General features: G+C 74.3%; 23 protein-coding genes. 14 read left to right on the top strand and 9 right to left on the bottom strand.

Features of this window, described 5'->3' with window-relative positions:
- Window positions 1-128 precede the first annotated feature (128 nt).
- Entirely contained in the window at window positions 129-440 is a 312-nt protein-coding gene (locus FRAEUI1C_RS19785) for a DUF6458 family protein (protein ID WP_013425109.1), read from the bottom strand.
- A 189-nt stretch (window positions 441-629) separates the two neighbouring features.
- Window positions 630-1,184 (bottom strand): hypothetical protein, encoded by a 555-nt coding sequence (locus FRAEUI1C_RS19780; RefSeq protein WP_013425108.1) that lies wholly within the window; start codon window positions 1,182-1,184, stop codon window positions 630-632.
- A 144-nt stretch (window positions 1,185-1,328) separates the two neighbouring features.
- Between FRAEUI1C_RS19780 and FRAEUI1C_RS36505 the strand changes: the two genes are divergently transcribed.
- Together FRAEUI1C_RS36505 and FRAEUI1C_RS19770 are read left to right on the top strand one after the other, a co-directional pair.
- The gene (locus FRAEUI1C_RS36505; RefSeq protein WP_013425107.1) at window positions 1,329-2,189 is read left to right on the top strand and encodes a hypothetical protein; all 861 of its coding nucleotides are present in this window, start codon (window positions 1,329-1,331) and stop codon (window positions 2,187-2,189) included.
- Window positions 2,190-2,257: 68 nt separating this feature from the next.
- Window positions 2,258-2,665, top strand: coding sequence for a VOC family protein (locus FRAEUI1C_RS19770; RefSeq protein ID WP_013425106.1), 408 nt, complete (start codon window positions 2,258-2,260; stop codon window positions 2,663-2,665).
- A 12-nt stretch (window positions 2,666-2,677) separates the two neighbouring features.
- Here the strand turns inward: FRAEUI1C_RS19770 and FRAEUI1C_RS19765 are convergent, their stop codons facing one another.
- The 3 genes from FRAEUI1C_RS19765 to FRAEUI1C_RS19755 are packed head-to-tail and all read right to left on the bottom strand — an operon-like array spanning window position 2,678 to window position 6,031.
- Complete coding sequence (locus FRAEUI1C_RS19765) at window positions 2,678-3,706, bottom strand: 1-acyl-sn-glycerol-3-phosphate acyltransferase (protein ID WP_013425105.1); 1,029 nt, start codon at window positions 3,704-3,706, stop codon at window positions 2,678-2,680.
- Window positions 3,703-4,707, bottom strand: coding sequence for a patatin-like phospholipase family protein (locus FRAEUI1C_RS19760; RefSeq protein WP_013425104.1), 1,005 nt, complete (start codon window positions 4,705-4,707; stop codon window positions 3,703-3,705). The genes FRAEUI1C_RS19765 and FRAEUI1C_RS19760 overlap by 4 nt, the downstream gene beginning before the upstream one ends.
- Window positions 4,708-4,765: 58 nt before the next feature.
- Window positions 4,766-6,031, bottom strand: a complete 1,266-nt coding sequence (locus FRAEUI1C_RS19755; protein ID WP_013425103.1) for an ABC transporter substrate-binding protein — start codon at window positions 6,029-6,031, stop codon at window positions 4,766-4,768.
- Window positions 6,032-6,411: 380 nt separating this feature from the next.
- Here FRAEUI1C_RS19755 and FRAEUI1C_RS19750 point away from each other — a divergent pair, with 380 nt between their 5' ends.
- The 4 genes from FRAEUI1C_RS19750 (at window position 6,412) to FRAEUI1C_RS19735 (ending at window position 11,241) form a co-directional block, all read left to right on the top strand.
- Complete coding sequence (locus tag FRAEUI1C_RS19750; protein ID WP_013425102.1) at window positions 6,412-7,353, top strand: expansin EXLX1 family cellulose-binding protein; 942 nt, start codon at window positions 6,412-6,414, stop codon at window positions 7,351-7,353.
- Window positions 7,354-7,552: 199 nt separating this feature from the next.
- Entirely contained in the window at window positions 7,553-9,022 is a 1,470-nt protein-coding gene (locus FRAEUI1C_RS19745) for an aldehyde dehydrogenase (RefSeq protein WP_013425101.1), read from the top strand.
- Between the two features lie 96 nt (window positions 9,023-9,118).
- The gene (locus FRAEUI1C_RS19740; protein WP_013425100.1) at window positions 9,119-10,495 is read left to right on the top strand and encodes an NADP-dependent succinic semialdehyde dehydrogenase; all 1,377 of its coding nucleotides are present in this window, start codon (window positions 9,119-9,121) and stop codon (window positions 10,493-10,495) included.
- A 56-nt stretch (window positions 10,496-10,551) separates the two neighbouring features.
- On the top strand, window positions 10,552-11,241 hold the full coding sequence (locus FRAEUI1C_RS19735; protein WP_013425099.1) for a response regulator transcription factor: 690 nt from the start codon (window positions 10,552-10,554) through the stop codon (window positions 11,239-11,241).
- Here the strand turns inward: FRAEUI1C_RS19735 and FRAEUI1C_RS19730 are convergent.
- From FRAEUI1C_RS19730 to FRAEUI1C_RS19720, 3 genes are all read right to left on the bottom strand, one after another.
- The gene (locus tag FRAEUI1C_RS19730; RefSeq protein ID WP_013425098.1) at window positions 11,216-12,616 is read right to left on the bottom strand and encodes a sensor histidine kinase; all 1,401 of its coding nucleotides are present in this window, start codon (window positions 12,614-12,616) and stop codon (window positions 11,216-11,218) included. The genes FRAEUI1C_RS19735 and FRAEUI1C_RS19730 overlap by 26 nt on opposite strands.
- Window positions 12,617-12,677: 61 nt before the next feature.
- Entirely contained in the window at window positions 12,678-13,355 is a 678-nt protein-coding gene (locus FRAEUI1C_RS19725) for a DedA family protein (protein WP_013425097.1), read from the bottom strand.
- Window positions 13,356-13,441: 86 nt separating this feature from the next.
- On the bottom strand, window positions 13,442-14,278 hold the full coding sequence (locus FRAEUI1C_RS19720; RefSeq protein ID WP_013425096.1) for an undecaprenyl-diphosphate phosphatase: 837 nt from the start codon (window positions 14,276-14,278) through the stop codon (window positions 13,442-13,444).
- Between the two features lie 130 nt (window positions 14,279-14,408).
- Here FRAEUI1C_RS19720 and FRAEUI1C_RS19715 point away from each other — a divergent pair, with 130 nt between their 5' ends.
- Entirely contained in the window at window positions 14,409-15,104 is a 696-nt protein-coding gene (locus FRAEUI1C_RS19715) for a response regulator transcription factor (protein WP_013425095.1), read from the top strand.
- An 81-nt stretch (window positions 15,105-15,185) separates the two neighbouring features.
- On the opposite strand, the gene FRAEUI1C_RS19710 is transcribed toward FRAEUI1C_RS19715, so the two are convergent.
- Entirely contained in the window at window positions 15,186-16,469 is a 1,284-nt protein-coding gene (locus tag FRAEUI1C_RS19710; protein WP_013425094.1) for a HAMP domain-containing sensor histidine kinase, read from the bottom strand.
- Between the two features lie 317 nt (window positions 16,470-16,786).
- On the opposite strand from FRAEUI1C_RS19710, the gene FRAEUI1C_RS19705 reads away from it, so the two are divergent.
- From FRAEUI1C_RS19705 to FRAEUI1C_RS19675, 7 genes are all read left to right on the top strand, one after another.
- Window positions 16,787-17,290: a hypothetical protein gene (locus FRAEUI1C_RS19705; protein ID WP_198318603.1), complete on the top strand. Its 504-nt coding sequence runs from the start codon at window positions 16,787-16,789 to the stop codon at window positions 17,288-17,290.
- A gap of 46 nt (window positions 17,291-17,336) precedes the next feature.
- Window positions 17,337-18,014, top strand: coding sequence for an ABC transporter ATP-binding protein (locus FRAEUI1C_RS19700; RefSeq protein WP_041261103.1), 678 nt, complete (start codon window positions 17,337-17,339; stop codon window positions 18,012-18,014).
- Window positions 18,011-18,772: an ABC transporter ATP-binding protein gene (locus FRAEUI1C_RS19695; RefSeq protein ID WP_013425091.1), complete on the top strand. Its 762-nt coding sequence runs from the start codon at window positions 18,011-18,013 to the stop codon at window positions 18,770-18,772. The genes FRAEUI1C_RS19700 and FRAEUI1C_RS19695 overlap by 4 nt, the downstream gene beginning before the upstream one ends.
- Complete coding sequence (locus FRAEUI1C_RS19690; RefSeq protein ID WP_013425090.1) at window positions 18,769-21,429, top strand: FtsX-like permease family protein; 2,661 nt, start codon at window positions 18,769-18,771, stop codon at window positions 21,427-21,429. Before FRAEUI1C_RS19695 ends, FRAEUI1C_RS19690 begins: the two co-directional genes overlap by 4 nt.
- A gap of 45 nt (window positions 21,430-21,474) precedes the next feature.
- Window positions 21,475-22,074 carry a hypothetical protein gene (locus tag FRAEUI1C_RS19685; RefSeq protein ID WP_013425089.1) on the top strand — a complete coding sequence of 200 codons (600 nt, stop codon included), beginning with the start codon at window positions 21,475-21,477 and terminating at the stop codon, window positions 22,072-22,074.
- Window positions 22,075-22,335: 261 nt separating this feature from the next.
- Complete coding sequence (locus FRAEUI1C_RS19680; protein ID WP_013425088.1) at window positions 22,336-22,554, top strand: CbtB domain-containing protein; 219 nt, start codon at window positions 22,336-22,338, stop codon at window positions 22,552-22,554.
- Window positions 22,555-22,568: 14 nt separating this feature from the next.
- Window positions 22,569-23,441 (top strand): CbtA family protein, encoded by an 873-nt coding sequence (locus FRAEUI1C_RS19675; protein WP_013425087.1) that lies wholly within the window; start codon window positions 22,569-22,571, stop codon window positions 23,439-23,441.
- Window positions 23,442-23,537 lie beyond the last annotated feature (96 nt).

Raw genomic sequence — 23,537 nt, 5'->3', positions numbered from 1 at the left:
CCGGCCCAGGCGGGGCCCGTCGGCGGCGGCCGCCGCCGGTCGACCGGACACGGCCGGAGACCCGGTGGAGGGCGCCCCGACCGGCCGGCGCCGGCGCCGCCGGCCGCCTCGCGGCGGCGCCGGCCGGCTCAGGGCATCGGGCGGTAGTTCGTGGTGGTCACCCGGCGGCGGATCCGCGCGGCGCGGTTCACCGGGACGTTGTCGTAGACCTGGACGTCGGGCTCCTGGTCCGGGTAGGTGACCGGCGCGTTGTCCTGGTAGACGACGCGCTGCCGCCGGCGCGGGGCGAACAGGAAGATGTCGAGAATGATGCCGGCGGCGCCCGCCAGCATCAGGACGACGCCGATCACGGCGATGTCGAGACCGGAAATCGAGACATTGACGGCGAACGTGAGGATCGCGCCGACCGCGATGAGGAAGATGCCGGCACCGATACCCATCGTGTGCTCCCTTCGGCCGTGCCTCCGGGCTGGAGACGATCACGTCCTGCATACCCGAGGAGTTCGGCGCTATTCGACCGGCACCGCCCGAGAAAAGAACCGGCGCGCCAAGGTGCCTCGCCATTTCTTCGGCCGGGGGCGGCTACCTGCGGTTTCGCGCTTTCACGTCCGGCGGCGCGAGGCTGAGATTCAGGCGACCGAGTGGGTCAGGGTGCAGGTATAGGCCCCGGCGACGGCCGCCGCGGGGACCGTCACCGACAGCGTCGGCGCCCAGGACAGCGTCCCGACCCCCAGTGAGATGGTCGTCGCGGAGAAGGCCGTGCGTGAGGTGCTCAGTGACTGCGCCTGGGCGGCGGTCGCCTGGCCGGGGGTCGAGAGCGCGATGGACCCGGTCGTCGCGGTCGCGGGGCCCGACCAGTAGCTCAGCGCGGCGTTGGAGATGGTCTCGTTCGCGGTGGCGCCCCCGGTGGTGCAGTTGGTCGAGGAGACGGTCGCCGTCCAGGACCCGATCAGGGCGTTGTTCGTCACCGTCACCGTCCCGAGCTGCACGCTCAGGGTGCCGCCGCCGGTCGGCCGGGAGCCCAGCGACGCGGTCGCCGGGGCGGTGATGCTGACCGCGGCCCGCGCCGGCAGGCTCGCCGACAGCGCGAGGGCGAGCAGCGCCCCGGCCAGGGCGAACGCTCCCAGCGAACCGCGCCGGCTGCCGGCGCCGCCCTGCCGGGTCGGCGCGCTGACCGTCCGCACTGTCGTCCAGCCTCCGCTCCGGTCGCGACCGCGCTTCTCGCCCCGGGAAAGTCCGGTCGCCCCGGGAAAGTCTGGGACCTGGCGGCGCGCCGTGTTCACGCTTCGTCTACCGATGACTTCAGATTGTTACTGGAGGTGGTGGGCATGGCACAAGGACCCTGGACAACGGCCCGTCAGGTGTCGCGGGAGCGTCGCACCGCTCGCCGCCGCCTGCTTGCCCTGGCCGTGGGCGCCGTGCTCGCCGGCGCGGTGGCCGGCCCGGCGACAGCCGCCACGCCGGAGGCCAGGACGGGCGTCCCGACCGCGGGCGCGCGGGCGGCCGGTCGGCCGCCGTCGTTCGGGATCGAGCCGCTGCCCGCGCCCACGAGGGCCGGCGCCGGGGCCGACGACCCGCGGTCGGCGCAGTACATCGTCGAGGACGTCCGGCCAGGGACCGTCCTGACCCGCGCCGTCCAGGTGTTCGCCGACGACGCCGAGCGCCTGCCGCTGTCCGTGTACCCGGCCGGCGCCGCCGTGGCCGACGGGGACTTCGAGTTCGCGCCGGGGCGGACCGCGAACGACCTGTCCAGCTGGACGACGCTCGACCGGGCCGCCGTGGCCCCGTCGCGAGGGTCCCCGGTCACGGTCCAGGTGACCATCGCGGTGCCGGCGGACGCCCGGCCCGGCGAGCGCTACGGCGTCGTCTGGGCCGAGTCGACGGGAGCCGACCCGGCGCCTGGCGGGTCGATACCCGGCGGCATCCGGACGGTCAACCGGGCCGGGGTCCGGATGTACGTGTACGTGCCGGCGGCCGGTTTCGCGGCACGGGACGGGCTGCCCCGGCCGGCCGGCGTGGCCGGTGCCGACTCCGTCGAACGGACGCGCTCCGAGCCGGTCGGTTCGGCGGTGGCGTCGCTCGTCCCCGCCCTGCTCGCGGTGGCGGCCGCTCTGGCGCTCGCCGCCAGGTTCACCGTCAACCGCCGCCGGGCGCATTCCCGTGAACCGGTGCACGGTCCGGAAGGTTGACCTCAGGGCGACTCGAGGTCTTACCGTCAGGAACTGCAGCAGTCGCGTCATCCGAATCGAGGACACAGGTGCCGTTCACCACGGGGTTCAACCACGTCGCCACGCTCACCGCCGACGTCGACAGAATCGTGAAGTTCTATACCGACGCGTTCGGGGCCGAGACGACGTTCGAGATGGCCGCGAAGGAGGGTCATCCCCGGATGGTGATCCTCGACCTCGGCGGAGGCGCCGCCCTCAACGTCTTCGAGGTGCCGGCGGAGGAGATCATCGGGGACCGGCGCCGCCAGGGCGGGCGAGGCCCGGTCGACCACTTCGGCCTGGCGGTCGACTCGCTGGCCACGCTGGAGGCCACCCGCGACCGGCTGCGCGACCTCGGCGCGGACATCGGCGAGATCCAGCGGCTCGGGTCGGAATGGTCGCTGTTCTTCCGCGACCCGGACGGCATGGAGCTGGAGGTCTGCTGCCACGCCGGCTGACGGCCCCGGGCGTCAGGCCTGGTGGGCCGGCTCGCCGGGCTGGGCCGCGCCGGGGCGGTGCGCGTCGATCCAGGCGTCCACGACGGCCCACTGCATGGTCAGCCAGTCCGAGCGGTCGGTGCCCGGCGCGGGCAGCTCGTCGGCCGGGAACCACCACCAGCGGACCCGCATCGGTTCGGCCAGCGGCAGCGCCCGCCAGATCTGGCCCGGGGTGACCAACTGGTCCAGCCCGGTGTGGGCGACCACGGCCGTCCCGGCGACGGTGCCCGCGTCCAGCACGGCCAGCACCCCGGCGGGCCGCGGCGGGAGCACGTGGGTGAGGTCCTCGGCGACCCGCGCCCGCGCGTTGTGCCCGCGGCGGCGCAGGCCCACGATGACGCGGCGGCGGCGCCGGGCGGTGAAGTTCGCGCCCTCCGGGAAGATGACCAGGGCGTCCTGGCCGGTCAACCCGGCCGCGAGCGCGTGCACCCGGGCGGTCGCCGTGAGGTCGGCGCCGTCCGTCCGCACGAAGCAGGCGCCGAGCCGGCCGAGCAGGATGTCGATCCCCGGGTCGAGCTGGAGGCTCGCCAGCCCGACGACCCGGGGGGCGCGCCGGTAGCGGTTGAGCACGAGGTCGACGAGCGCGAACGAGTCGCCGGCGCCGGCATGCCGGCTGGCCACGAGGACAGGGCCGCCGCCGCACGCGAACGTCCCCGCCGGCGGCTCGTGGACGACCATCCGGAACCGCGTCAGCCGCCCGGCCGCCGAGCGCAGCAGCCCCAGCATCGCCCGCAGCAGCGCGAGATGTGCCCGGTCCCACCGTGACCGCACCAGCGGCTGGACCAGCCAGAGCCCGAAACCGGCCACGATCACGACGGCCTCGGCGGCGAGGTAGGTCGCGGCGAGGGCGGCGACCCGGCTCAGCCGCAGCCGCCGGTCCACCGGCGCGCCGGCCAGCCCCAGCAGCGTCACCCCGGCGCCGAGCGCGGCCCCCGCGACGGCGACCGGGATGAACAACGGGTCGATGACGAGACGGCGGACGGCGCGGGGCGGCACCTTCACCGCGCGCCGCCCGACCGGCCGGATCCCGTGGATCCGGTGGTCGCGTCGGCGTCGGCCGGCCGCGCGGTCTCGCGGGCCGGGCCGTCCAGGCCGGAACGTTCCGTCCGGTCGGTCGGGTCGGCCGAGGTGATGGGGTCGCCGGCCGCGACCTGTTCGAGGTACGCGGCGGTGGCCTGGTGCGCCCGCTCGATCCTGCGGCGTACGCCGGAGGCGGACCGGTAGCGCAGGCCGAGCAGCGGCGCCGCGTTCCCGTCGCCGACCGGCAGGACGTGCACCGTCACGCCCGCCGGCAGGGCGGCCATCGCGTCGGTGAACCCGCGGCGACGGGCGATCTCGAAGGCGACCAGCCCCGCCTCCCACGGCCAGCGGCCCGGCCGCAGAGGCCGCTCGATCCGGCCGACGTGCAGCACGTAGACCGTCCGCGCGCCGAGAGCCACCGCCCGCCCGACCGGGGTGCTCTCGACCAGGCCGCCGTCCACGAAGTGCTCGTCGCCGATCTTCACGGCCGGGAGCAGGGCCGGCACGGCGCAGGAGGCCAGCACCGCGTCGACCAGCGGCACCGGCTCGTCACCCGTCCGCGCGCCGAACCAGCGTGCGGCGGCGCGCTCGATGCTGGCGGCGACGCACTGGAAGCGGACCGGCAGCTCCTCGAACGTGGCGGCGAGATGGTCCTGCAGCAGCCGGCGCAGCGGCGCGTTCGAGTGCAGGTAGCCGTGCTGGACGACCGTCGCGAGGCGCTTCGCCGGGCCGCCCGCGAACACGTCGGAGCTGCCCAGGTCGGACCACAGCTCGGTCAGCCGCCCGATGGCCGCGGGCGTGGGGTCGGCGGCGACCGCCGCGCCGTTGATGGCCCCGACCGAGGTCCCGACGATCAGGTCGGGCCGGTGGCCGGCTTCCAGCAGCGCGCCGAGCATGCCGACCTCGGCGGCGCCGAGCACCCCGCCACCGCCGATCACGAACGCGACCGGGCCTGTCGGGGTGGCTGGCGAAACGATCGTCACGGGACGCTGCTACCCGCCTGGCCAGGCGGCGAACCCGACCCGCCGGCCGGGCGCGCCGCTACTGCAGGACGCTGCCGCACCAGTAGCCGTCGCGGGCGACAGCGGCCGGCGGCGGCACCGGGACGAAGGTGTGGCCGCTGGGGTCGACGCTGATGAAGTTCTGGCACAGCTCCGGCTGCTTCGGCTGGGCGAGGTCGACGGGTGAGATCATCCCGTTGGCCGAGTAGGCGGTCACCTTGCGCAGGCTGGTGATGAAGGACTCGCGGGTGGGGCAGGCCCCGGCGAGCCGCAGCCCCTCGATCATCTCGTCGGCGCCCACGTAGCCGCCGATGGCGAGCTCGTCCGACGGGTCCTCCACCTCGGGGGCGTAGGTGTTCATGTCGCTCTCGTAGGCGGTCCTCGCCGGGGAGCCCTTCGCGGCGACCGGCGACGTCACCGACATCCCGGCCATGTCGGCGCCGCGCTGGGCGACCAGGGCCGTGCTGATCCCGCTGGAGTTCAGGGCCACGTTCAGCTTGACCCCGAGCTTCTTCGCCTCCGCGTAGATGTCGATGAACGGGCCGGACTGGGCGGCCCCGACCAGCGTGTCCGCGCCGGACTTCTTCAGCTGGTCGGCGACGCGGGCGGCGTTGGTGACCCCTTCGGTGAAGGTGACCGCGCCGACGACCTGAATTCCCCGGCTTTCCAGACTGGGCACCAGCTGCGCCGCGAGGCTGCTGGACGTCGGCACGTTCGGGTCGATGACGAGCAGGGCCCGCTTGCCGCCCTGCGCCTTCACGAAGTCCCCGAAGACCGTGGTCCCACCCTTGTTGAACAGGCTGCCGGAGTGAAAGAGGTTGGGGTAGTCGCTCCAGGCCGCGCTGGTGGCGGTCCCGGTGACCGGCACGCCCTGGTCGGCGAGCCAGCCGGCCGAGCCGTCGAGCACGATCGTGTTGGCGATCAGGCCGAAGACCTTCTTGTTGTCGACGAGGTCGTGCGCGACCAGGGAGAAGGTCTGCGTGTCGGACCGGTCGTCGCCCCAGTCCAGGTGGAGCTGGCGGCCGTACACGCCGCCCGCGCGGTTCTGGGCGTCGATGCGGGCCGTGGCGCCGCTGCGGGCCGCCTTGAAGACGTTGGCGATCTCGGCCGGCCCGGTGTCGGGGAAGATGAACCCGAGCTCTACGGAGTTCGCGGTCACCCCTGGCGTCCGGGTGGGGCAGGCGCTCGTCTGGGTCGAGGCCGAGCCGGGTAACACCCCGCAGCCGGTCAGTGCCGCGGGTAATCCGACCGCCATGGCCGCGATGATCGCGGTGGTGCGAAGGGTGGAACCGCCTGAGATCCTCATGTGCCGCCTCCAGAGGGAAGATCCGTCCGAGGGTCATGACTCGGATCCGCGTCGCCGGGCATCGCTGGGTGCCCGCGGCGGACCCGCTCCCGAGATCGGGTGCCACCCTGAAGGCCATCCAGATCATGCCTGGTCATCGTGTGTCCCGCCACTAAATCGTGCTGCGTGCGCGGCCGGGTGGTAAAGGGTGATTTGTCCGCGTGGCGAGCGTGGCGGCGCTGCCCCGGCGGCCCGGCGACAGTCACCGACAGGCCGATCCGAGCACAACGGTTCGCCATGGATTGCCAGGTTTGCGCCCTGCCGGACAGCCGGCGATCGACACCGGTTAGCGTCGGATGACGAGTGGTAATCCCGCGTCGTACCGGCCAGGAGGGTGCTCTGTGTCCCCGACCTGGCCCCGCCGTGCCGCGAAGGGCCGGGTGACGCTCGCCCTCGCCGGCTTCCTGGTCGCCATCCTGGCCCTCGCGGGCTGCGGTGCGCCGGCCGGTGACGGCACGGTCGATCCGGCCCCGAGCGTCGCCGCGGCCGCCATCCCGACCCGGTTCGCGGTCGTGGACGCGCTGGCCGCCACCACCCCGCCGGCGGCGAGCCCGACCGTGACGCCGACCCCGACGGCGAGCCCGACCGCTCCGTCTCCGACCCCGTCGCCGGCCCCGCCCACCGCGGCACCGACCACCAACAGCCCCGCGGCGCCTCGCGTGCCGGTGACCGCGGGCCGGATCCGGCCCGGCGTCGTCTACTCCGGCCGGGCCACCGAGCACGACGCGGGCAGCGGCGACGGCAACTGCCTGCTCGGCGACAGCGACTCCGCCATGCAGGTGGTCGCGATGAACGAGGTGGATTACGACAACGCCCGCTCCTGCGGTGCCTACCTCCAGGTGACGGGCCCGGGCGGGACCACGGTCGTGAAGGTCGTCGACCGCTGCCCGGAGTGCCCCGTCGGCGCCCTCGACCTCAGCCAGCAGGCGTTCGACCGGATCGCGGGCGGGGCCCAGGGCGGCCTCGACAAGGTGACCTGGCGGCTGGTGAGCCCGGGCGACATCGGCCCGCTCCAGTTCCAGGTCAAGAAGGAGTCCTCCCAGTGGTGGGTGTCCCTCCAGGTCCGTAACCACCGCAACCCGGTGGTGTCCCTGGAGATCCAGCGGGGCGGGCAGTGGGTCGCGGTGGCGCGCCAGATGTACAACTACTTCGAGTCCGAGGGCTTCGGCCCCGGCCCCTTCACGGTGCGGGTCACCGACCTGTACGGCCAGCAGATCGTCAGCACCGTGAACCTGACGCCCGGCGCCGTCCAGACCACCAGCACCCAGTTCGCCCAGCACTGACGCCGCCGCGCGACGACTCCCCGTCCAGGGTTGAGGCGTCCGCCGTCCTTAAGTGAGCAGATGCTCATTTGTGACGGCCAACCTGCAGGGCTTGAAGCGCAATACACGCTGAAAGGCTTGGTCGCGACGCCTGGGTTGGTAGCGAGCGTTCGCTCCGGATGCTACGGTCCGCCGGGGGAGTACCTGCCAGGGAGGCGACGTGTCGGACCAGCTGATGTACCGGCGGACGTTCTACATCGACGGCGCCTGGACGGAGCCGGCAAGCCGGGAGTCGTTCACGGTCATCTCGCCGTCGACCGAGGAGCCCGTCGGCGCGGTGCCGCTGGCCACGACGGCCGACCTGGACCGCGCGGTCGCCGCTGCCCGGACCGCGTTCGAGGACGGGCCGTGGCCCCGGCTGAGCCCGGCCGAGCGGGCCGACGTGCTCGACCGGGTGGCCGCCGCGCTGCGCAAGCACTCCGACGACATCGCCCGGATCACCGTCGACGAGATGGGCTGCGCGATCAGCCAGGCGCCGCAGGCCCAGACCGGCCTCGTCGCCCCCGTCTTCGAGTACTACGCCGAGCTGATCAGGGGCTACGAGTTCGAGCGCCTCGTCCGCGTCGACGCCAGGGGCGGCCTGGTCACGTCCGAGCCCGTCGGCGTGGTCGCCGCGATCGTGCCGTGGAACGCGCCGGTCACCCTGGCCGCGTGGAAGGTCGCCCCGGCGCTCGCCGCCGGCTGCACGGTCGTCCTCAAGCCACCGCCCGAGGCGCCGCTGTCCAACTACGTCCTCGCCGAGGCCTGCGCCGAGGCGGGCGTGCCGCCCGGCGTGGTCAACGTCGTGCCGGGCGGCCGGGAGGTCGGCGAGCACCTCGTCACGCACCCGGGCGTCGACAAGGTCGCCTTCACCGGCTCGACCGGCGCCGGCATGCGGATCATGAGCCTGTGTGGCGAGCAGGTGAAGCGGGTCTCGCTGGAGCTCGGCGGCAAGTCGGCCTCGATCCTGCTGGACGACGCCGACCTGGCCACGGTCATCCCGGCGGTCGTGAAGGGTGGCATGCACCTGTCCGGCCAGGTCTGCGGCGCCCACACCCGGGTGCTGGTGCCCCGGTCGCGCTACGCCGAGGCGCTGGCCGCGGCCGGCGCGACGGCCGAGACCATCCCGGTGGGCGACCCGCACGACCCGGCGGTCGTCGTCGGGCCGCTGGTCGCCGAGCGGCAGCGGACCCGGGTCGAGGGCTACATCCAGGGCGCGGCCGCCGACGGCGCCCGGGTGGTGGCCGGCGGCGGGCGTCCCGCCGACCTGCCCAGGGGCTGGTACGTGGCGCCGACGATCCTCGGCGACGTCGACAACGGGATGCGGGTCGCCCGTGAGGAGATCTTCGGCCCGGTGCTGAGCTTCATCGCCTACGGCGACGTCGACGAGGCGGTGCGGATCGCGAACGACTCGCAGTACGGCCTGTCCGGCGGCGTCTGGACCGGCGACCCGGCCCGCGGCCTCGCCGTGGCGAAGCGGGTCCGCACCGGCAGCATCGCGATCAACGGCGCCTACCCGCCGTTCCCGCTGGTGCCGTTCGGCGGCTTCAAGCAGTCTGGGCTGGGCCGTGAGCTGGGCCCGGAGGGGCTGGCGAACTTCCTGGAGATCCGCAGCATCGGCCTGCCGCCCGCCCTGCTCGCGGACGCCTAGGCCGCGGTCGCGCCCCGAACGGCCCGCTCCACCTAGCTTTGTCGTGAACCCCCCGGGTAGTGGACGCCGCATCTAGGCCGTCAAGGAGTGAGTGGCATGGCGATCCAAAGCATCAACCCAGCGACCGGCGCCGTCCTGAAGACCTTCGACCCGCTCGGCGCCGACGAGATCGAGACCAAGCTGGCCCGGGCGGCCTCGACGTTCGCGAGCTACCGGCGTACGACGTTCGCCGAGCGCGCCGCCAAGTTGCGCGCGGCGGCCGACCTGCTCGACGCCGAGCGGAGCGACATCGCCGTCACGATGACGAACGAGATGGGCAAGACGGTCGCCTCCGCGGCGGCCGAGGCCGCCAAGTGCGCCAAGGCGATGCGCTTCTACGCCGAGCACGCCGAGGGGTTCCTCGCCGACGAGCCGCTTGACGACCCGTCCGTCGTCGGCGCGCGCCGGGCGTTCGCCCGCTACCAGCCGATCGGCCCGGTGCTCGCCGTGATGCCGTGGAACTTCCCGCTCTGGCAGGTGACCCGGTTCGCCGCGCCAGCGCTGATGGCCGGCAACGTCGGCCTGCTCAAGCACTCGTCCAACGTGCCGCAGTGCGCGCTCTACCTGGAGGACCTGTTCACCCGGGCCGGCTTCCCGGTGGGCGCCTTCCAGACCCTGCTGATCAGCGCGCGACAGGTCGAGGCGGTGCTGCGTGACCCGCGGGTCGCCGCGGCCACCGTCACCGGCAGCGAGCCCGCCGGCCAGTCGGTCGCGGCGATCTGTGGCGACGAGATCAAGAAGACCGTGCTGGAGCTCGGCGGCAGCGACGCGTTCGTCGTCATGCCGTCCGCTGACCTGGAGAAGGCTGCCTCGGTCGCCGTGACGGCCCGCTGCCAGAACAACGGCCAGTCCTGCATCGCCGCCAAGCGGTTCATCGTCCACGACGCCGTCTACGACGAGTTCGCCGGCCTGTTCGCCGCGAAGATGGCCGCGCTGACGGTCGGCGACCCGCTGGCGGACGGCACCGACATCGGGCCGATCGCCACCGAGCAGGGCCGGACCGACCTGGAGGAGCTGATCGCCGACGCGGTCGCGAAGGGCGCGACCGTGCTCTGCGGCGGCACGGCTCCGGACGGGCCGGGCTGGTTCTTCCCCCCGACGGTCGTCGCCGACGTCACCCCCGCCATGCGGCTGTACCTGGAGGAGACGTTCGGGCCCGTCGCGACCCTCTACCGGGCGCCCGATCTCGACGCGGCCGTCGAGATCGCCAACGCCACCTCGTTCGGGCTCAGCTCGAACGCGTGGACCACCAACCCGGCCGAGCAGGAGCTGTTCGCGAACGAGCTGGTGGCGGGCGCCGTCTTCATCAACGGCATGACGACCTCGTACCCGGAGCTGCCGTTCGGCGGGGTGCGGCGCTCCGGCTACGGGCGCGAGCTGGGCGCCGTCGGCATCCGGGAGTTCTGCAACCAGAAGACGGTCTGGATGGGCTGACCCCACCCGACCGGCTCGCCGCCTGCGTCTCAGGCGGCGAGCCCTATCGTGACGTCATGCGGGTGCTGGTGGTCGAGGACGAGCCGCGCACGGCCGCGCTGCTGCGGCGCGGGCTGGCCGAGGAGGGTTTCGCCGTCGACGTCGTGGCGGACGGCGGCGACGCGGTGTGGCAGGCCAGCGAGATCACCTACGACGTGATCGTTCTGGACCTGATGCTGCCGGTGCTCGACGGGTTCGAGGTCTGCCGGCGCCTGCGGGCGGCCGAGCGCTGGGCGCCGGTGCTCATGCTCTCGGCCCGGGGCGAGGTCGTCGACCGGGTGCGGGGCCTCGACGTCGGAGCCGACGACTACCTGGGCAAACCGTTCAGCTTCGACGAGCTGTCGGCCCGGCTGCGGGCGCTGATCCGCCGCGGCGCGCAGGAACGGCCGGTCGTGCTGGACATCGACGGGCTGCGCCTGGACCCGACGGTCCGGGCCGCGAGCCGCGACGGCGTCGAGCTGGACCTGTCCCCGAAGGAGTTCGCCCTCCTGGAGTACCTGATGCGTCATCCCGGCCAGGTCCTCAGCCGCACGACCATCCTCGACCACGTGTGGGACCTGGCGTACGACCGGAACTCCAACGTGGTCGACCAGTACGTCGCCTACCTGCGCCGCAAGATCGACAAGCCGTTCGGGGTCGCGCAGCTGGAGACCGTGCGCGGTGCCGGCTACCGGCTGCGGGTCAACGCCGACGCGGCGGAGGACTGACCGCGGGCAGCACCAGGGTGACCACCGCGCCGCCCTCCGGATGGTTCGCTACGGTGGCCCGGCCGTCGTGGGCCGCCGCGACCGCGGCCACGATGGCGAGCCCGAGGCCCGCGCCGCCGTCGGCACGGCCACGGGCCGGGTCGGCGCGGGCGAACCGCTCGAACGCCTGGGGCAGGAACTCCTGGGGGAACCCGGGCCCGCGGTCGCGGACCGTGATCGTCACGGCGGGCCGGTCGAGACCGCCGGCCGGGTCGCCCGGGACGCGCTTGGCGGTGACCTCGATCAGGCCGCCGGGTTTCGTGAACCGCACGGCGTTGCTGAGCAGGTTGTCGACGGCCTGGCGGAGGCGGTCCGGGTCGGCGTCGAGGACGACGGAGCTCGCGACGTCCAGCCGGATCTCGGCGCCGGCCGCCCGCGCGGCGGGCAGCGCGGCGGCGACCGCCCGTTCGAGCAGCGGGGCGAGCGACATCCGCTCGCGGTGAACGAGCTGGCCGGGATCGGCGTCGAAGCGGGCGAGCACCAGCAGGGCCTCGGACAGCCGGATCAGCCGGTCGGTCTCGACGGCGGCGCAGGTCAGCGCCTCCGCGAGGTCGTCACGGCTGCGCCCGGGCCGCGAGGCGAGCTCCAGCTCCGCCTTGAGGTTCGTCAGCGGGGTGCGCAGCTCGTGCCCGGCGTCCGCGACGAAGGCCCGGTCGTGGGCCCTCGCGACGTGCAGGCGGTCGAGCAGGTCGTTCATCGTGGTGGCGAGCGCGGCCAGCTCGTCGCGGGTGGGCGGGATCTCCAGGCGCCCACCGAGGTCGGCGACGCCCATCGCTGCGGCCTGCCCGCGCATCCGCTCGACGGGCCGCAGCGCCGCGCCCGCGAGCCACCACGCGGCCAGCGCCGACAGCGCGACCAGCGGCAGGCAGGCGAAGAACATCACGTCACGGATGCGGTCCTCCGCGTCATCGAGGCTCTCGGGCGAGGCGCCGACGACGAGCACCAGCCCGCTGCCGTGCGCCGCGTCGACGGGCTCGGCGAGGACCCGCGTCCTCGCCCCCTGGACCTCGACCGTGACCAGCACCCGCCTGGTCCGCGCCGCCTCGACGACGCCCGCGCCCGCGAGCGGCTGGGCCGCGGTGGCGGGCGACGCGGCGAGCACGTGCCCGTTCGCGTCGACGAGCTGGGCCAGCGGGCTGGCCGCCGCCAACGCGTCGTCGGGCGACGTGCTCCCGACGACCCGGGAGCGCAGCGCCTCGGCCCGCGTCGCGAGGATCGCGTCCAGGGAGTGCGACAGGCTCGCCCGCAGCTGCAGGTAGAAAAGGACGCCGACCCCGACCAGGACGAGCGCCGTGCCGAGGCCGAACAGCGCCGTCAGCCGGATCCGAAGCGACATCCCCACCGGCTCTCAGTCCATCCCGCGGCTGGGCCCGTCCGTCACCCGCCTGGCTCGCACCTTAGGAGCCTTCCGCGTCCCCGGCCCGCCCGACCGCGCTGTGCCGGCCGCCTGCGCCGCGCCGCTTCGCGAACTCGCGCAGCACCGGGATCGCGGAGAGCAGCACGATGACTAGCGTGACCGGAATGATGTACCGGTCGATCGGGATGGCCCGGCCGAGGGCGTAGCCGAGCAGCGTGACGCCCAGCGACCACACCAGACCACCGATGACGTTGTAGACCAGGAAGGTGCGCGCCGGCACGCCGACGACGCCGGCCACCGGGTTCATGAAGGTGCGCACGATCGGGACGAACCGGGCCAGGATGATCGACTTGCCGTAGCCGTAGCGCTCGAGGAACTCCTGGGCCCGCAGGACGTTCTCCTGCTTGAACAGCCGGGAGTTCGGCCGGTTGAACAGCCGTGGGCCGGTCCGCCGGCCGATGAGGTAGCCGACCTGGGCGCCGAGGATCGCCGCGACCGCGACGCCGACGAGGACGGCGCCGATGTGGAAGTGCGGCTGGTCCCCGGTCGCGGCCGTCGCGCTGTAGGCGCCGGCGAGGAACAGCAGCGAGTCGCCGGGCAGGAAGAAGCCGATCAGCAGGCCGGTCTCGGCGAAGACCACCAGGATCAGCCCGGTCAGGCCGAAGGTGGCGGTGAGCGAGGCGGGATCGAGGACGTTGACCGCGAGCGACGCGGACATACTGGTTCCTTTCGGACGGGACGGCGGCAGGACGCGTGCCAGGTCCGGAACCCGGGGCCGGCCGGCCCCGGGTCCGAACGCGGCTGTCAGGCGTTGAGCGCTCCGGTGGCGAGCAGGCCGAACAGGAGCAGGCCGACGACGACGCGGTAGGCCACGAACGCGCCGAACGTGTGGCCGGCGACGAACCTGAGCAGCCAGGCGATCGAGGCGTAGGCGACCCCGAATGAGACGATCGTGCCGATCGCCAGCGCGGGCAGGGAGACGGCGCCGCTCGCGGCGTCCTTGAGCTCGTACAGCCCGGCGCCGGTCAGCGCCGGGATCGAGAGGAAGAACGACAGCCGGGTGGCCGCGACCCGGTCGAGGTCACGGAACAGCGCGGTCGAGATCGTGGCGCCGGACCGTGAGAAGCCTGGGAACAGCAGCGCGAGGATCTGCGACGATCCGACGATCATCGCGTCGGGCAGCGTGATGTCGTCTTCGCCGCGCTTGTGCCGCCCGAACCGGTCCGCCGCCCACATGTAGGCGCTTCCGACCAGCAGCGAGCCGGCCACGACCCACAGCGACCCGAGCGGTCCCTTGATCAGCGACTTGGCCGCGAGGCCGACGATGACGACCGGGATCGTCGCGAGGATGACCCACCAGGTGAACGAGTAGTCGGGGTCGCGCCGGGCGTCGGCGTGGCGCAGGCCGCGCCCCCAGGCGAGCGCGAACCGCCGGATGTCGCGGAAGAAGTACACGAGCACCGCGAGGATCGCCCCGGCCTGGATCACCGCCGTGAAGCCGACCACCGCGGTGTCGTCGACGGGAATCCCCAGCAGGCCCTCGGTGATCTTCAGGTGGCCCGTCGAGGACACCGGCAGAAACTCCGTCAGCCCCTCTACGACGCCGAGGACGACTGCCTGTCCGGCACTGATCGCGCTCACCTGGTCGGTTCCTCCCGTGATCCGGACGTCAGCCCGCCGCGGCCGGGTGGCCCCGGCGGGATAGACCGGAACCTAAGGAGCGTTCGATGTGAGGATCGTGTGAGCAGCGCGGAGCGGGAGAGGCGGCGCGGTGGCGGAGCTGTTGGTGGTCGAGGACGACGAGACCATCGGCCACGCGCTGGAGGCGTCGCTGCGGTCCCACCGCCACGCGGTCACGCTGGCGACGACGGGCGCCGACGCGGTCGCCGTCGGCGAGCGGGCCTCGTTCGACCTGGTGTTGCTGGACCTCGGCCTTCCGGACCGGGACGGGTTCGAGGTCTGCCGCGACCTGCGGTCCCGGCTCCCCGGCACGGTGATCGTGATCCTCACCGCCCGCGACGAGGAGATCGACGTCGTCGTCGGCCTGGAGGCTGGCGCCGACGACTACCTGGTGAAGCCGTTCCGGTCCGCCGAGCTCGCGGCGCGCATCCGGGCCCACCTGCGGCGCGGCGACGCGTCGGCCGAGGCCGTGGGACAGCTCGTCGTCGGCGGGCTGCGGGTCGACGGCCCGGCTCGGCGTGCCTGGCTCGCGGAGGTGGAGATCGTGCTGCGCGCGCGGGAGTTCGACCTGCTGGCCCGGCTGGCGTCCGAGCCGGGCCGGGTGCTGACCCGCGACGTGCTGATGCGCGACGTGTGGGACGAGCACTGGTTCGGCTCGACGAAGACGCTCGACGTCCACGTGTCCGCGCTGCGGGCCAAGCTCGCCGCCGCGGCGGACCAGGCCCTGGCCGTCGCCCCGGAGATCGTGACGGTACGCGGCCGGGGCTACCGTCTCGGTTCGGCCTAGTCGGCCCGCCCTGCCGCCAGCGTCGTCCTCGGCCATGACAGCGTGAAGTCGGCGGGCCGCGCCGGGTGAGAGTCGGCCCGCTCAGCCGTCGGCGTCGTCCCCGGCCATGAACAGCGTGAAGGTCGGCGGGGCGCGCCGGGTGACGGCCAGCCGCGAGCCTTCGGCGAGCGCGAGGCTGCGGGCCAGGGCGAGCCCGATGCCGGTCCCCGCCGCCCCCGTCGAGCGCCGGCGGAACAGGTCGGCGGAGTCGCCGGTCAGCTCCAGGCCCTCGTCGCTCACCTCCAGCGCCACGGTGTCCGCGATCTCGCGCAGCCGGACGGTGACCGTGCCGCGGCCATGGGCGCTGGCGTTGTCGAGCAGGACCTCGGCGATCTGGCGGGCGCAGGCGTGCGACATCCGCGGCCGGGCCGCCTCCGGCGGCGCGAGCAGCCGAAGCCGCCGGCCGCGCGCGGCGAGCGGGCCGTGCCAGCGCTCCCGGATCTCGGCCATGAGGCGGGCCAGGTCGACGGGATCGCCGCCCTGCCCGGTGTCGCGCGCGAGCGTGACCAGGTCGCCGATGGTGGCGTCCAGCCGGTCCGCGGCGGCCAGCGCGGTCGCGAGGGCGCGGTCCCGGGCAACCGGGTCCGTGCTCGCGGTCTCCAGGGCCAGGCGTAGCCCAGTCAGCGGGGTGCGCAGCTGGTGTGACAGGTCGGCGGCGAAGGCCCGCTCCCGGTCGAGCAGGGTGCCGAGGCGCCGCGCGGTCTTGTTCAGTGACGCGGCGAGCGAGTCGATCTCGGCGATCTCGCTGCCCGCCGCGTGGATGCTGAAGTCGCCGTCCCCGAGACGGTCGGCCGCGGTGCGCAGCGTCTCCACCGGCGCGGCGAGGCGTCGCGACAGGCGACGCGCCAGGAACCAGGCCGCGCCGAGCGCCGCCGCCGCGAGACCGGCCATCGCGGCCCAGGCCAGCCCGATGTGCTGGTAGGTCTCGGTCCGGTCGGCGGTCGCGACGAGGGCCCCGGCGACGGAGTCTCCGTCGCTGACCGGCACGGCGACGCCGTAGCGCCCGTCCAGCGTCGCTGCGGCGACCCGCCCGCCGAGCGCCGCGTGCGCGATCGACGGCGGCCGGGCCGGTCCGACGCCACGCACCCGGGCCCCGCCGGCGTCGTAGACGACGATCCGCAGATCGGGATCGACCGCGAAGGCGGGCGCGGGACGCGCGGTCAGGTCTCCGGAGACGGCGACGGCCGCCGTCTCCGCGGCCCGCAACAGCTCGGTGTGCTCGGCGTCGACGAAGTACCGGGCGACCGCGATGGCCAGCGGGATCGCGAACAGGGCGATGGCCACGGCCGCCGACTGCACGGCCAGCGCGACGACGCGTGCGCGCATCCGCACCTCCCTGGGGGCAGCTCGACCAGCGCTGTCGACGCTACGGCCAGCCTGGCGTCCGCGGCGCCGAGGCCCGGATCGTTTGCCATCCGCTTGCCTTCGGCGAGCAGTCCCCTGTCCCAGCCCTGCCTAGCGTCAGCGACCACACCACGGGCGACCAGGGAAAGGGGCTCCGGATGGCGATGGCGCCTTCAGTTCGGGCAAGGACCGCGGCGGGACTGGCGCTCATAGCGGTGGCGGCCGCGGCCTGCGGGTCCACGCCAGCCGCGTCGGGCGGCGCGGCTGCCCCGGCGGCGACGGGAGCAGCCTCCGCGACCGTGGCCTCGACGCCGACCGGCCCGGCGACCGAGTCGAACCCGGCCGGCGACATCCCCGACTCCCAGGCGTTCGTCACCTACGCCCCGCCAGGCGGGCCGTACGGCGTCGAGGTCCCCGAAGGCTGGGCCCGCACCGCCTCGGCGGGCGGCGTGACGTTCTCCGACAAGTACAACCGGATCGTCATCGCCGTCAGCAAGGCGTCGCCGACCGACCCGGTCGCCTACGCCCGCTCGACCGAGCTGGCCGCCGTGCGCGCCGCGACCAACGGCTTCGCGCAGGACAAGGTCAGCTCGGTCAGGCGCTCCGCCGGCGAGGCCGTACTGATCACCTACCGTGCCGTCTCGCCGCCGAACCCGGTGACAGGCAAGGTCGCGGTCGAGGACGTCGAACGCTACGAGTTCTTCCGCGGCGGGACCGAGGTGGCCCTGACCCTCGCGGCGCCGGTCGGGTCGGACAACGTCGATCCCTGGCGCCGCGTCACCGACTCGTTCCGCTGGCGCTGAGGCCGGCCGCGCCGTGGACACCTCAGCCGCCGTGGACACCTCCGCCGTGGGCGTCGAACCGGACCAGCCCGCGCTCGCGGCCCGCTCGCTCTACCGCTTCTTCCGAGCCGGCGACGAGGAGACGCTGGCCCTGCGGGGCGTGTCCCTCGCCGTGGCGCCCGGGGAGATCCTGGCCGTCGCCGGGCCGTCCGGGTCCGGGAAGTCGACCCTGCTCGCGTGCCTGGCGGGCACCGACGAACCCGACGGCGGCACGGTCCTCGTCGCCGGCCAGCGCCTGAGCCACCGCCTCGAGGCCGAGCGCACCCGGCTGCGCGCGCGGCTGATCGGGCTGCTGTTCCAGAGCTCGAACCTGCTGGCCCACCTCACGGTCGCGCAGAACGTCCAACTCGTCCGCCGGCTCGCCCGCGGCCCGGTGAGCACGCGGACCGAGGACCTGCTCGGCCAGCTCGGTCTCGGCCGGCGGGCCCGCGCGTACCCGGCGCAGCTGTCCGGCGGCGAGCTGGCCCGGGCGGGGCTCGCGGTCGCGCTCGCGAACGACCCGGTCGTGCTGCTCGCCGACGAGCCGACGGGCGAGCTCGACCTGGCCACCGAACGGGACGTGCTCGCGCTGCTGCGGGCTCGCGCCCGCGGCGGGATCGCCGTCGTCATCGCCAGCCACAGCCCGGCCGTCGCCGCCGCGGCCGACCGGGTCCTCACCCTCACCGACGGAAGGCTTGCCCCGTGAGACGACGCCACCTGCCCGCCCAGACCGGAGCGGGTAGCGAGCGAGAGCCCGACGAGGCCGAGGCCTGGGCCGAACAGCCTCCGCTCGTGGAGTGCCGCGACCTGGCCTGCACCTTCGGGACGGGCGAGGCCGCCGTCGTGGCCGTGCACGGCGTGAGCCTCCAGGTCTGGCCCGGCGACCAGATCGGCGTGATGGGGCCGTCGGGCTCCGGCAAGTCCACGCTCCTGCACCTGCTGGGCGGCCTGCGGCCCGCCACCGCGGGAACGGTCGGCTGGCCCGGCCTCGGCGGCCACCCGCTCGGCGTACCCGGGCGGATCGGCTTCATCTTCCAGGGGCCGAGCCTGGTGCCGTCGCTCGACGTCGTGGAGAACGTGACGCTGCCGCTGCTGATGGCCGACGCCGACCCCGCCGAGGCGATCCGCCGGGCCCGCGCCGCTCTGGACGCCGTCGGCATCGGGACTCTGGCCGCGCGGGTGCCGGACGAGCTGTCGGGCGGACAGGCGCAGCGCGTCGCGGTCGCCCGCGCGCTGGTCTGCCAGCCCCGGCTCCTGCTCGCCGACGAGCCGACCGGGCAGCTGGACCACGCCGCCGCCGACGTCGTCATGACCAGCCTGCTGGACGCCCGGGCCCGGCTCGGCGCGGCGCTGGTCGTCTCGACCCACGACCCGCTGATCGCCGATCGGCTGTCCGGGCGGTGGGTCATGCGGGACGGCGCGGTCACCGGCACGTCGAGCCCGGCCGAGCGGGTGGCCCGATGATCCGGCTCTGGCTGCTCGGCTCCCTGCGCCGCCGAGCCGGCCGGCTCACCGCCGCCGGGCTCGGCGTCGCGATCGCGGTCGCGCTGCTGGCCTCGCTCGGCGCCTTCCTCGCGCACGCCAAGGCGACGATGACCTCCCGCGCGATCCACGGCGTCGCCGTCGACTGGCAGGTCCAGGTACAGCCCGGCGCCGATCCCGCCAAGGTCGGGCAGCTCCTGCGGGACACCCCGGCCGTCGCCGCCTCCGTGCGGGTCGGGATCGCCGCGACGAGCGGCCTGTCGGCCGAGACCGCGGGCAGCACCCAGACGACGGGCCCCGGGGTCGTGCTCGGCCTCGACCCGGCCTACCCGCGGACCTTCCCGGGCGAGCTGCGCCTGCTGACGGGCACGCTGAACGGGCCGCTGCTGGCCCAGCAGACCGCGGCGAACCTGCATGCCGGGCCCGGTGACGTCGTGACCGTCGGGCGGGCCGGGCTGCCCCCGGTCCAGGCGCGGATCGCGGGCGTGGTCGAGCTCCCGCTGGCCGACTCGCTGTTCCAGGTGGTCGGCGCCCCGGCGACGGCGCAGCGGACCGCCCCGCCGGACAACGTCCTGCTGCTCCCGAGCGGGCTGTGGCAGTCCAGCTTCGAGCCGCTGGCGGCGGCCCGCCCGGACCTGGTGACGACGCAGTTCCACGTCGCCACCACACGGGCGCTGCCCACCGACCCGGCCGCGGCCTACACCGCCGCGACGGGCGCGGCGAACAACGTCCTCGCCCACGCCGCCGGCACGGCCGCCGTCGGCGACAACCTCGCTGCCACCCTCGACGCGGCCCGCCAGGACGCCGCCTACGCGCAGGTGCTGTTCCTCTTCCTCGGGCTGCCCGGCGCGATTCTCGCGGCGCTGCTCACCGCCGTCCTCGCGACGGCCGGCCGGGACCGCCGCCGCCTCGAACAGGCACTGCTGCGCGCCCGCGGCGCGACGACCAGCCAGCTGACCCGCCTCGCCGCGGTCGAGGCCGCGGTGGTCGCGGGCCTGGGCGCGGTCGTCGGCCTCGCCACCGCCGCCGCGGTCGGAGCGGGCGCGTTCGGCACGGCCCGGTTCGGCACGACGACGGGCACCGCCGTCGCCTGGGGCGCCGCCGCGGCCGTCGCGGGCCTGCTCATCGCGATCCTGACCGTTCTGGTGCCGGCCTGGCGCGACCTGCGCGCCGTGACCGTCGCGTCGGCCCGCCGGAGCGTGACGACGCCGCGCTATCCGCTCTGGGCGCGGTACGGCCTCGACGCGGTGGCGCTGGTCGTCGCCGGGCTGGTGTTCTCGGCGAGCGGGCGCAACGGGTACCAGCTGGTCGTCGCCCCCGAGGGCGTCCCGATGCTGTCGGTCTCCTACTGGGCGTTCGCCGGCCCCGCGCTGCTCTGGCTCGGCGCGGGCCTGCTGGTGTGGCGCGCCGGTGACCTGCTGCTCGGCCGCGGCCGGCGCCTCGTCGCCGCCGGGCTGGGACCGTTCACCGGCCGTCTCCACACGACCATCGCCAGCGGGATGGCCCGCCAGCGCCGGCCGCTGGCGCTGGCGATCGTCCTGCTGACGTTGGCGCTCTCCTTCGCGGGATCGACCGCGGTCTTCAACGCCACCTACCGCCAGCAGGCCGAGGCGGACGCCCAGCTGACCAACGGCGCCGACGTGACCGCCGTCCCGGCGCCCGGCACCACGCCGCCAGCGGGTCTCGCCGGCCGAATCGCGGCCATCCCCGGGGTGCGCGCGGTGGAACCCGTCCAGCACCGGTTCGCCTACGTCGGGCCGGACCTCCAGGACCTCTACGGCGTGCGGCCGGACACCATCCGGCACGCGACCGCGCTGCGGGACTCCTACTTCAGCGGGGGTACGGCCGCCGGCCTGACCCACCTGCTGGCCGCCCAGCCGGACGCGATCCTCGTCTCGGCCGAGACCGTCCGGGACTACCAGCTCACACCGGGAGACACGCTGACCCTGCGGCTGCTCTCGGGCGGCTCCGGCCAGCGGGTCCCGGTCCGGTTCCGCTTCGCCGGCGTCGTCAGCGAGTTCCCGATGGCGCCGAAGGACAGCTTCTTCGTCGCCAACGCCGACTACGTCGCCCACCAGACCGGCGACGCCGCGGTCGGCGCGTTCCTGATCGACACCGGGGGCCGGAACACCGGCACGGTCGCCAGGGCTGTCGCGTCGCTGGCCGGCCCGTCCGCGACCGTCACCGACATCACGACCGTCCGCCACAGCGTCGGCTCCAGCCTCACGTCCGTCGACCTCGCCGGGCTCACCCGCGTCGAGCTGGCCTTCGCCCTCGTCCTCGCCGCGGCCGCCGGCGGCCTGGCCTTCGGGCTCGGGCTGAGCGAACGACGCCGTACGTTCGCCGTCATCACCGCGCTCGGGGCCCGGCCCCGGCACCTGCGCGCGCTGATCCTCAGCGAGGCCGCCGCCGTGTCCCTCGTCGGGGTCCTCGCCGGGGCCGCCGCCGGCACCGGCCTGTCGTTCATGCTGGTCAAGGTGCTCACCGGGGTCTTCGACCCGCCGCCGTCATCGCTCGCCGTCCCCTGGGCCTACCTGCTCGCCACGGCCGCCACCGCCGTCGTCGCCCTCGTCGGCGTCGCCGCCGGGGCGAGCCACCTCGCCAGGCGTCCCGCCATGACCCTGCTCCATGACCTGTGAGGCTCTCCCTGACCTCCGAGGCGCGGGCACGCCTATCGTGGCCGGGTGACTCCGGGGGAGCGGCGGACGCTGGAGGCCGTGCGGGCCGAGCTCGCGCGGCTGGTCCGTTACGACGACGAGTCGCTGGTCCACGAGACCTGGATCCGGCAGCGGTACGAGGGCGGGTTCGCCGGGACCTACGCGCCGGCCCGCGCCGAGGCGGTGACGACGGCCTGGCACGAGGCCGGCCACGCGGTCGCGGCGCTCGCCGTCGCCGCGCGGTTCAGCTCGGCGTCGATCCGGGCCGGCGCGCGCAGCTACGGGCGGGTGCACTCGATCGCCGGCGGCGGCCCGGACGGGTTCGTGATCGCCGCCGGGGGACAGGTCGCGGAGCGCCTGCGACGCTGGACGCTGCCGTCGTCCGACGCCGAGGTCCGGGCGTTCCTCGCGTCGTGGCGCGACGACGGGGGCGACGCGCGACGGTTCCGGGCTGGTCTGGTCGGGACCCGGTTCGCCGGTGACGAGGTGGGCGCCTGGCGGCACTGCGTGGACCGGCTGACGCCGTTGCGGCCGGGCGTCCGATCGCTGGCGCGCGGCCTGCTGGTCTGGCCCCGTCACCTGCCCTACGCGGTGGCCGCGGCACTCGCCGCTCCGCTGCCCGCCTGAGCCGCGGGACGGCCGGCGCGCAGCCCTCCGCCAGTTTGGGGTGGGTTGGCGCTGGTGTGAGCTGATCGGCAGAACGTTGACAGTTTCTGGTACGCCCCGCACACTGCGAACGCGATCTGTGGGTGGAAGCCGGTGCAAGTCCGGCGCGGTCGCGCCACTGTGACCGAGCCTCCCGCCCGTCGGGGTGGTGGCTCGGGAGTCAGACCCACCTGCCGGTCGAGTCCGATTGTTCAGGGACGCGTGATCCCGAAGGGGGCTACCGTGAGCACTGCTGCGCCCGGCACCGAGGCGTATGGCCAGTCGATTTCCTCACCGATCACGGCGCGAGCGCTGTGGCTGGGGGGAGTCCTGATTCTCTCGCTGGCGTTGTACTACTTCATTGGCGTCGACCAGGGCGCGACGTCGCTGTTTGGCGCCGACCACCACATCCACGAGTTCGTCCACGACTCGCGGCACTTCCTCGGCTTCCCCTGCCACTGAGCGGGGGAGCCGACATGGAGTCACGTTTCATTTACCGTGCTCTCGGCGTCGGCGCCCTCGGCGGGCTGCTGGCGTTCGTGTTCGCGCGGATCTTCGCCGAACCGTTCATCCAGGACGCCATCGACTACGAGTCGGGCCGGGATGCCGCGCAGGAGGCGCTCGACAAGGCCGCGGGCGTGACGGTCGGAACCGCGGACCCGGAGATCTTCAGCCGGGGAGTGCAGCGCAACCTCGGTATCGCCACCGGGATGGTCCTGTTCGGGCTGGCGATGGGTGGCCTTTTCGTCGTCGCCTACCTGATGCTGTCGCGCCGTTTCCCGGGGCTTCGGCCGCGGGTGCTCGCCGCTCTCGTCGCGGCCGGCGGTTTCGTCGGCGTGTACCTGGTGCCGTTCGTGAAGTACCCGGCGAACCCGCCGGCGATCGGCCATTCGGAGACCATCAGTGACCGCAGCGCGGTCTATCTGGCGATGGTCGGCATCTCGGTCGTCGCGCTCATTCTCGCGATGGTGGCCGGGCACCGGTTGGCCGGGCGTTTCGGCACCTGGAACGCCAGTCTGCTCGCGGCGCTCGGGTTCGTCGTCGTCATCTCGGTGGCGATGGCACTGCTGCCGGCACTGGGGCATTTCCCGCTGAACGAGGCCCAGTACGGCAAGCACGCGACCGAGACCCCCCAGCCGCTGCTCGCACCGGACGGGAAGATCGTCTATCCGGGCTTCCCGGCGGACGTCCTGTTCAAGTTCCGGCTGTACTCGATCATCGCCCAGATGATCATGTGGGCGACGCTCGGCCTCGCGTTCGGCGCGCTGGCCGAACGGCTCGCGGGCAAGGTGCGGGTTCCGGCTGCGGCCCGCCCGGCGGCCGTGGCCACACCGTCACCGGCCTCCTGACCGTCCCTCAGACGCCCGGTGACTCAGGCAACCCAGGCGAGCCCGGTGGGTCGTGGAAACGCGACCTGCCGGGCTCGCGTCGCCTCGCGGACGGCC

This window comes from Pseudofrankia inefficax, assembly GCF_000166135.1.
Classification (GTDB): Bacteria; Actinomycetota; Actinomycetes; order Frankiales; family Frankiaceae; genus Pseudofrankia; species Pseudofrankia inefficax.
Note: the sequence above shows the minus strand (reverse complement) of the source record. Positions and strands in the feature narration are given on the sequence as shown.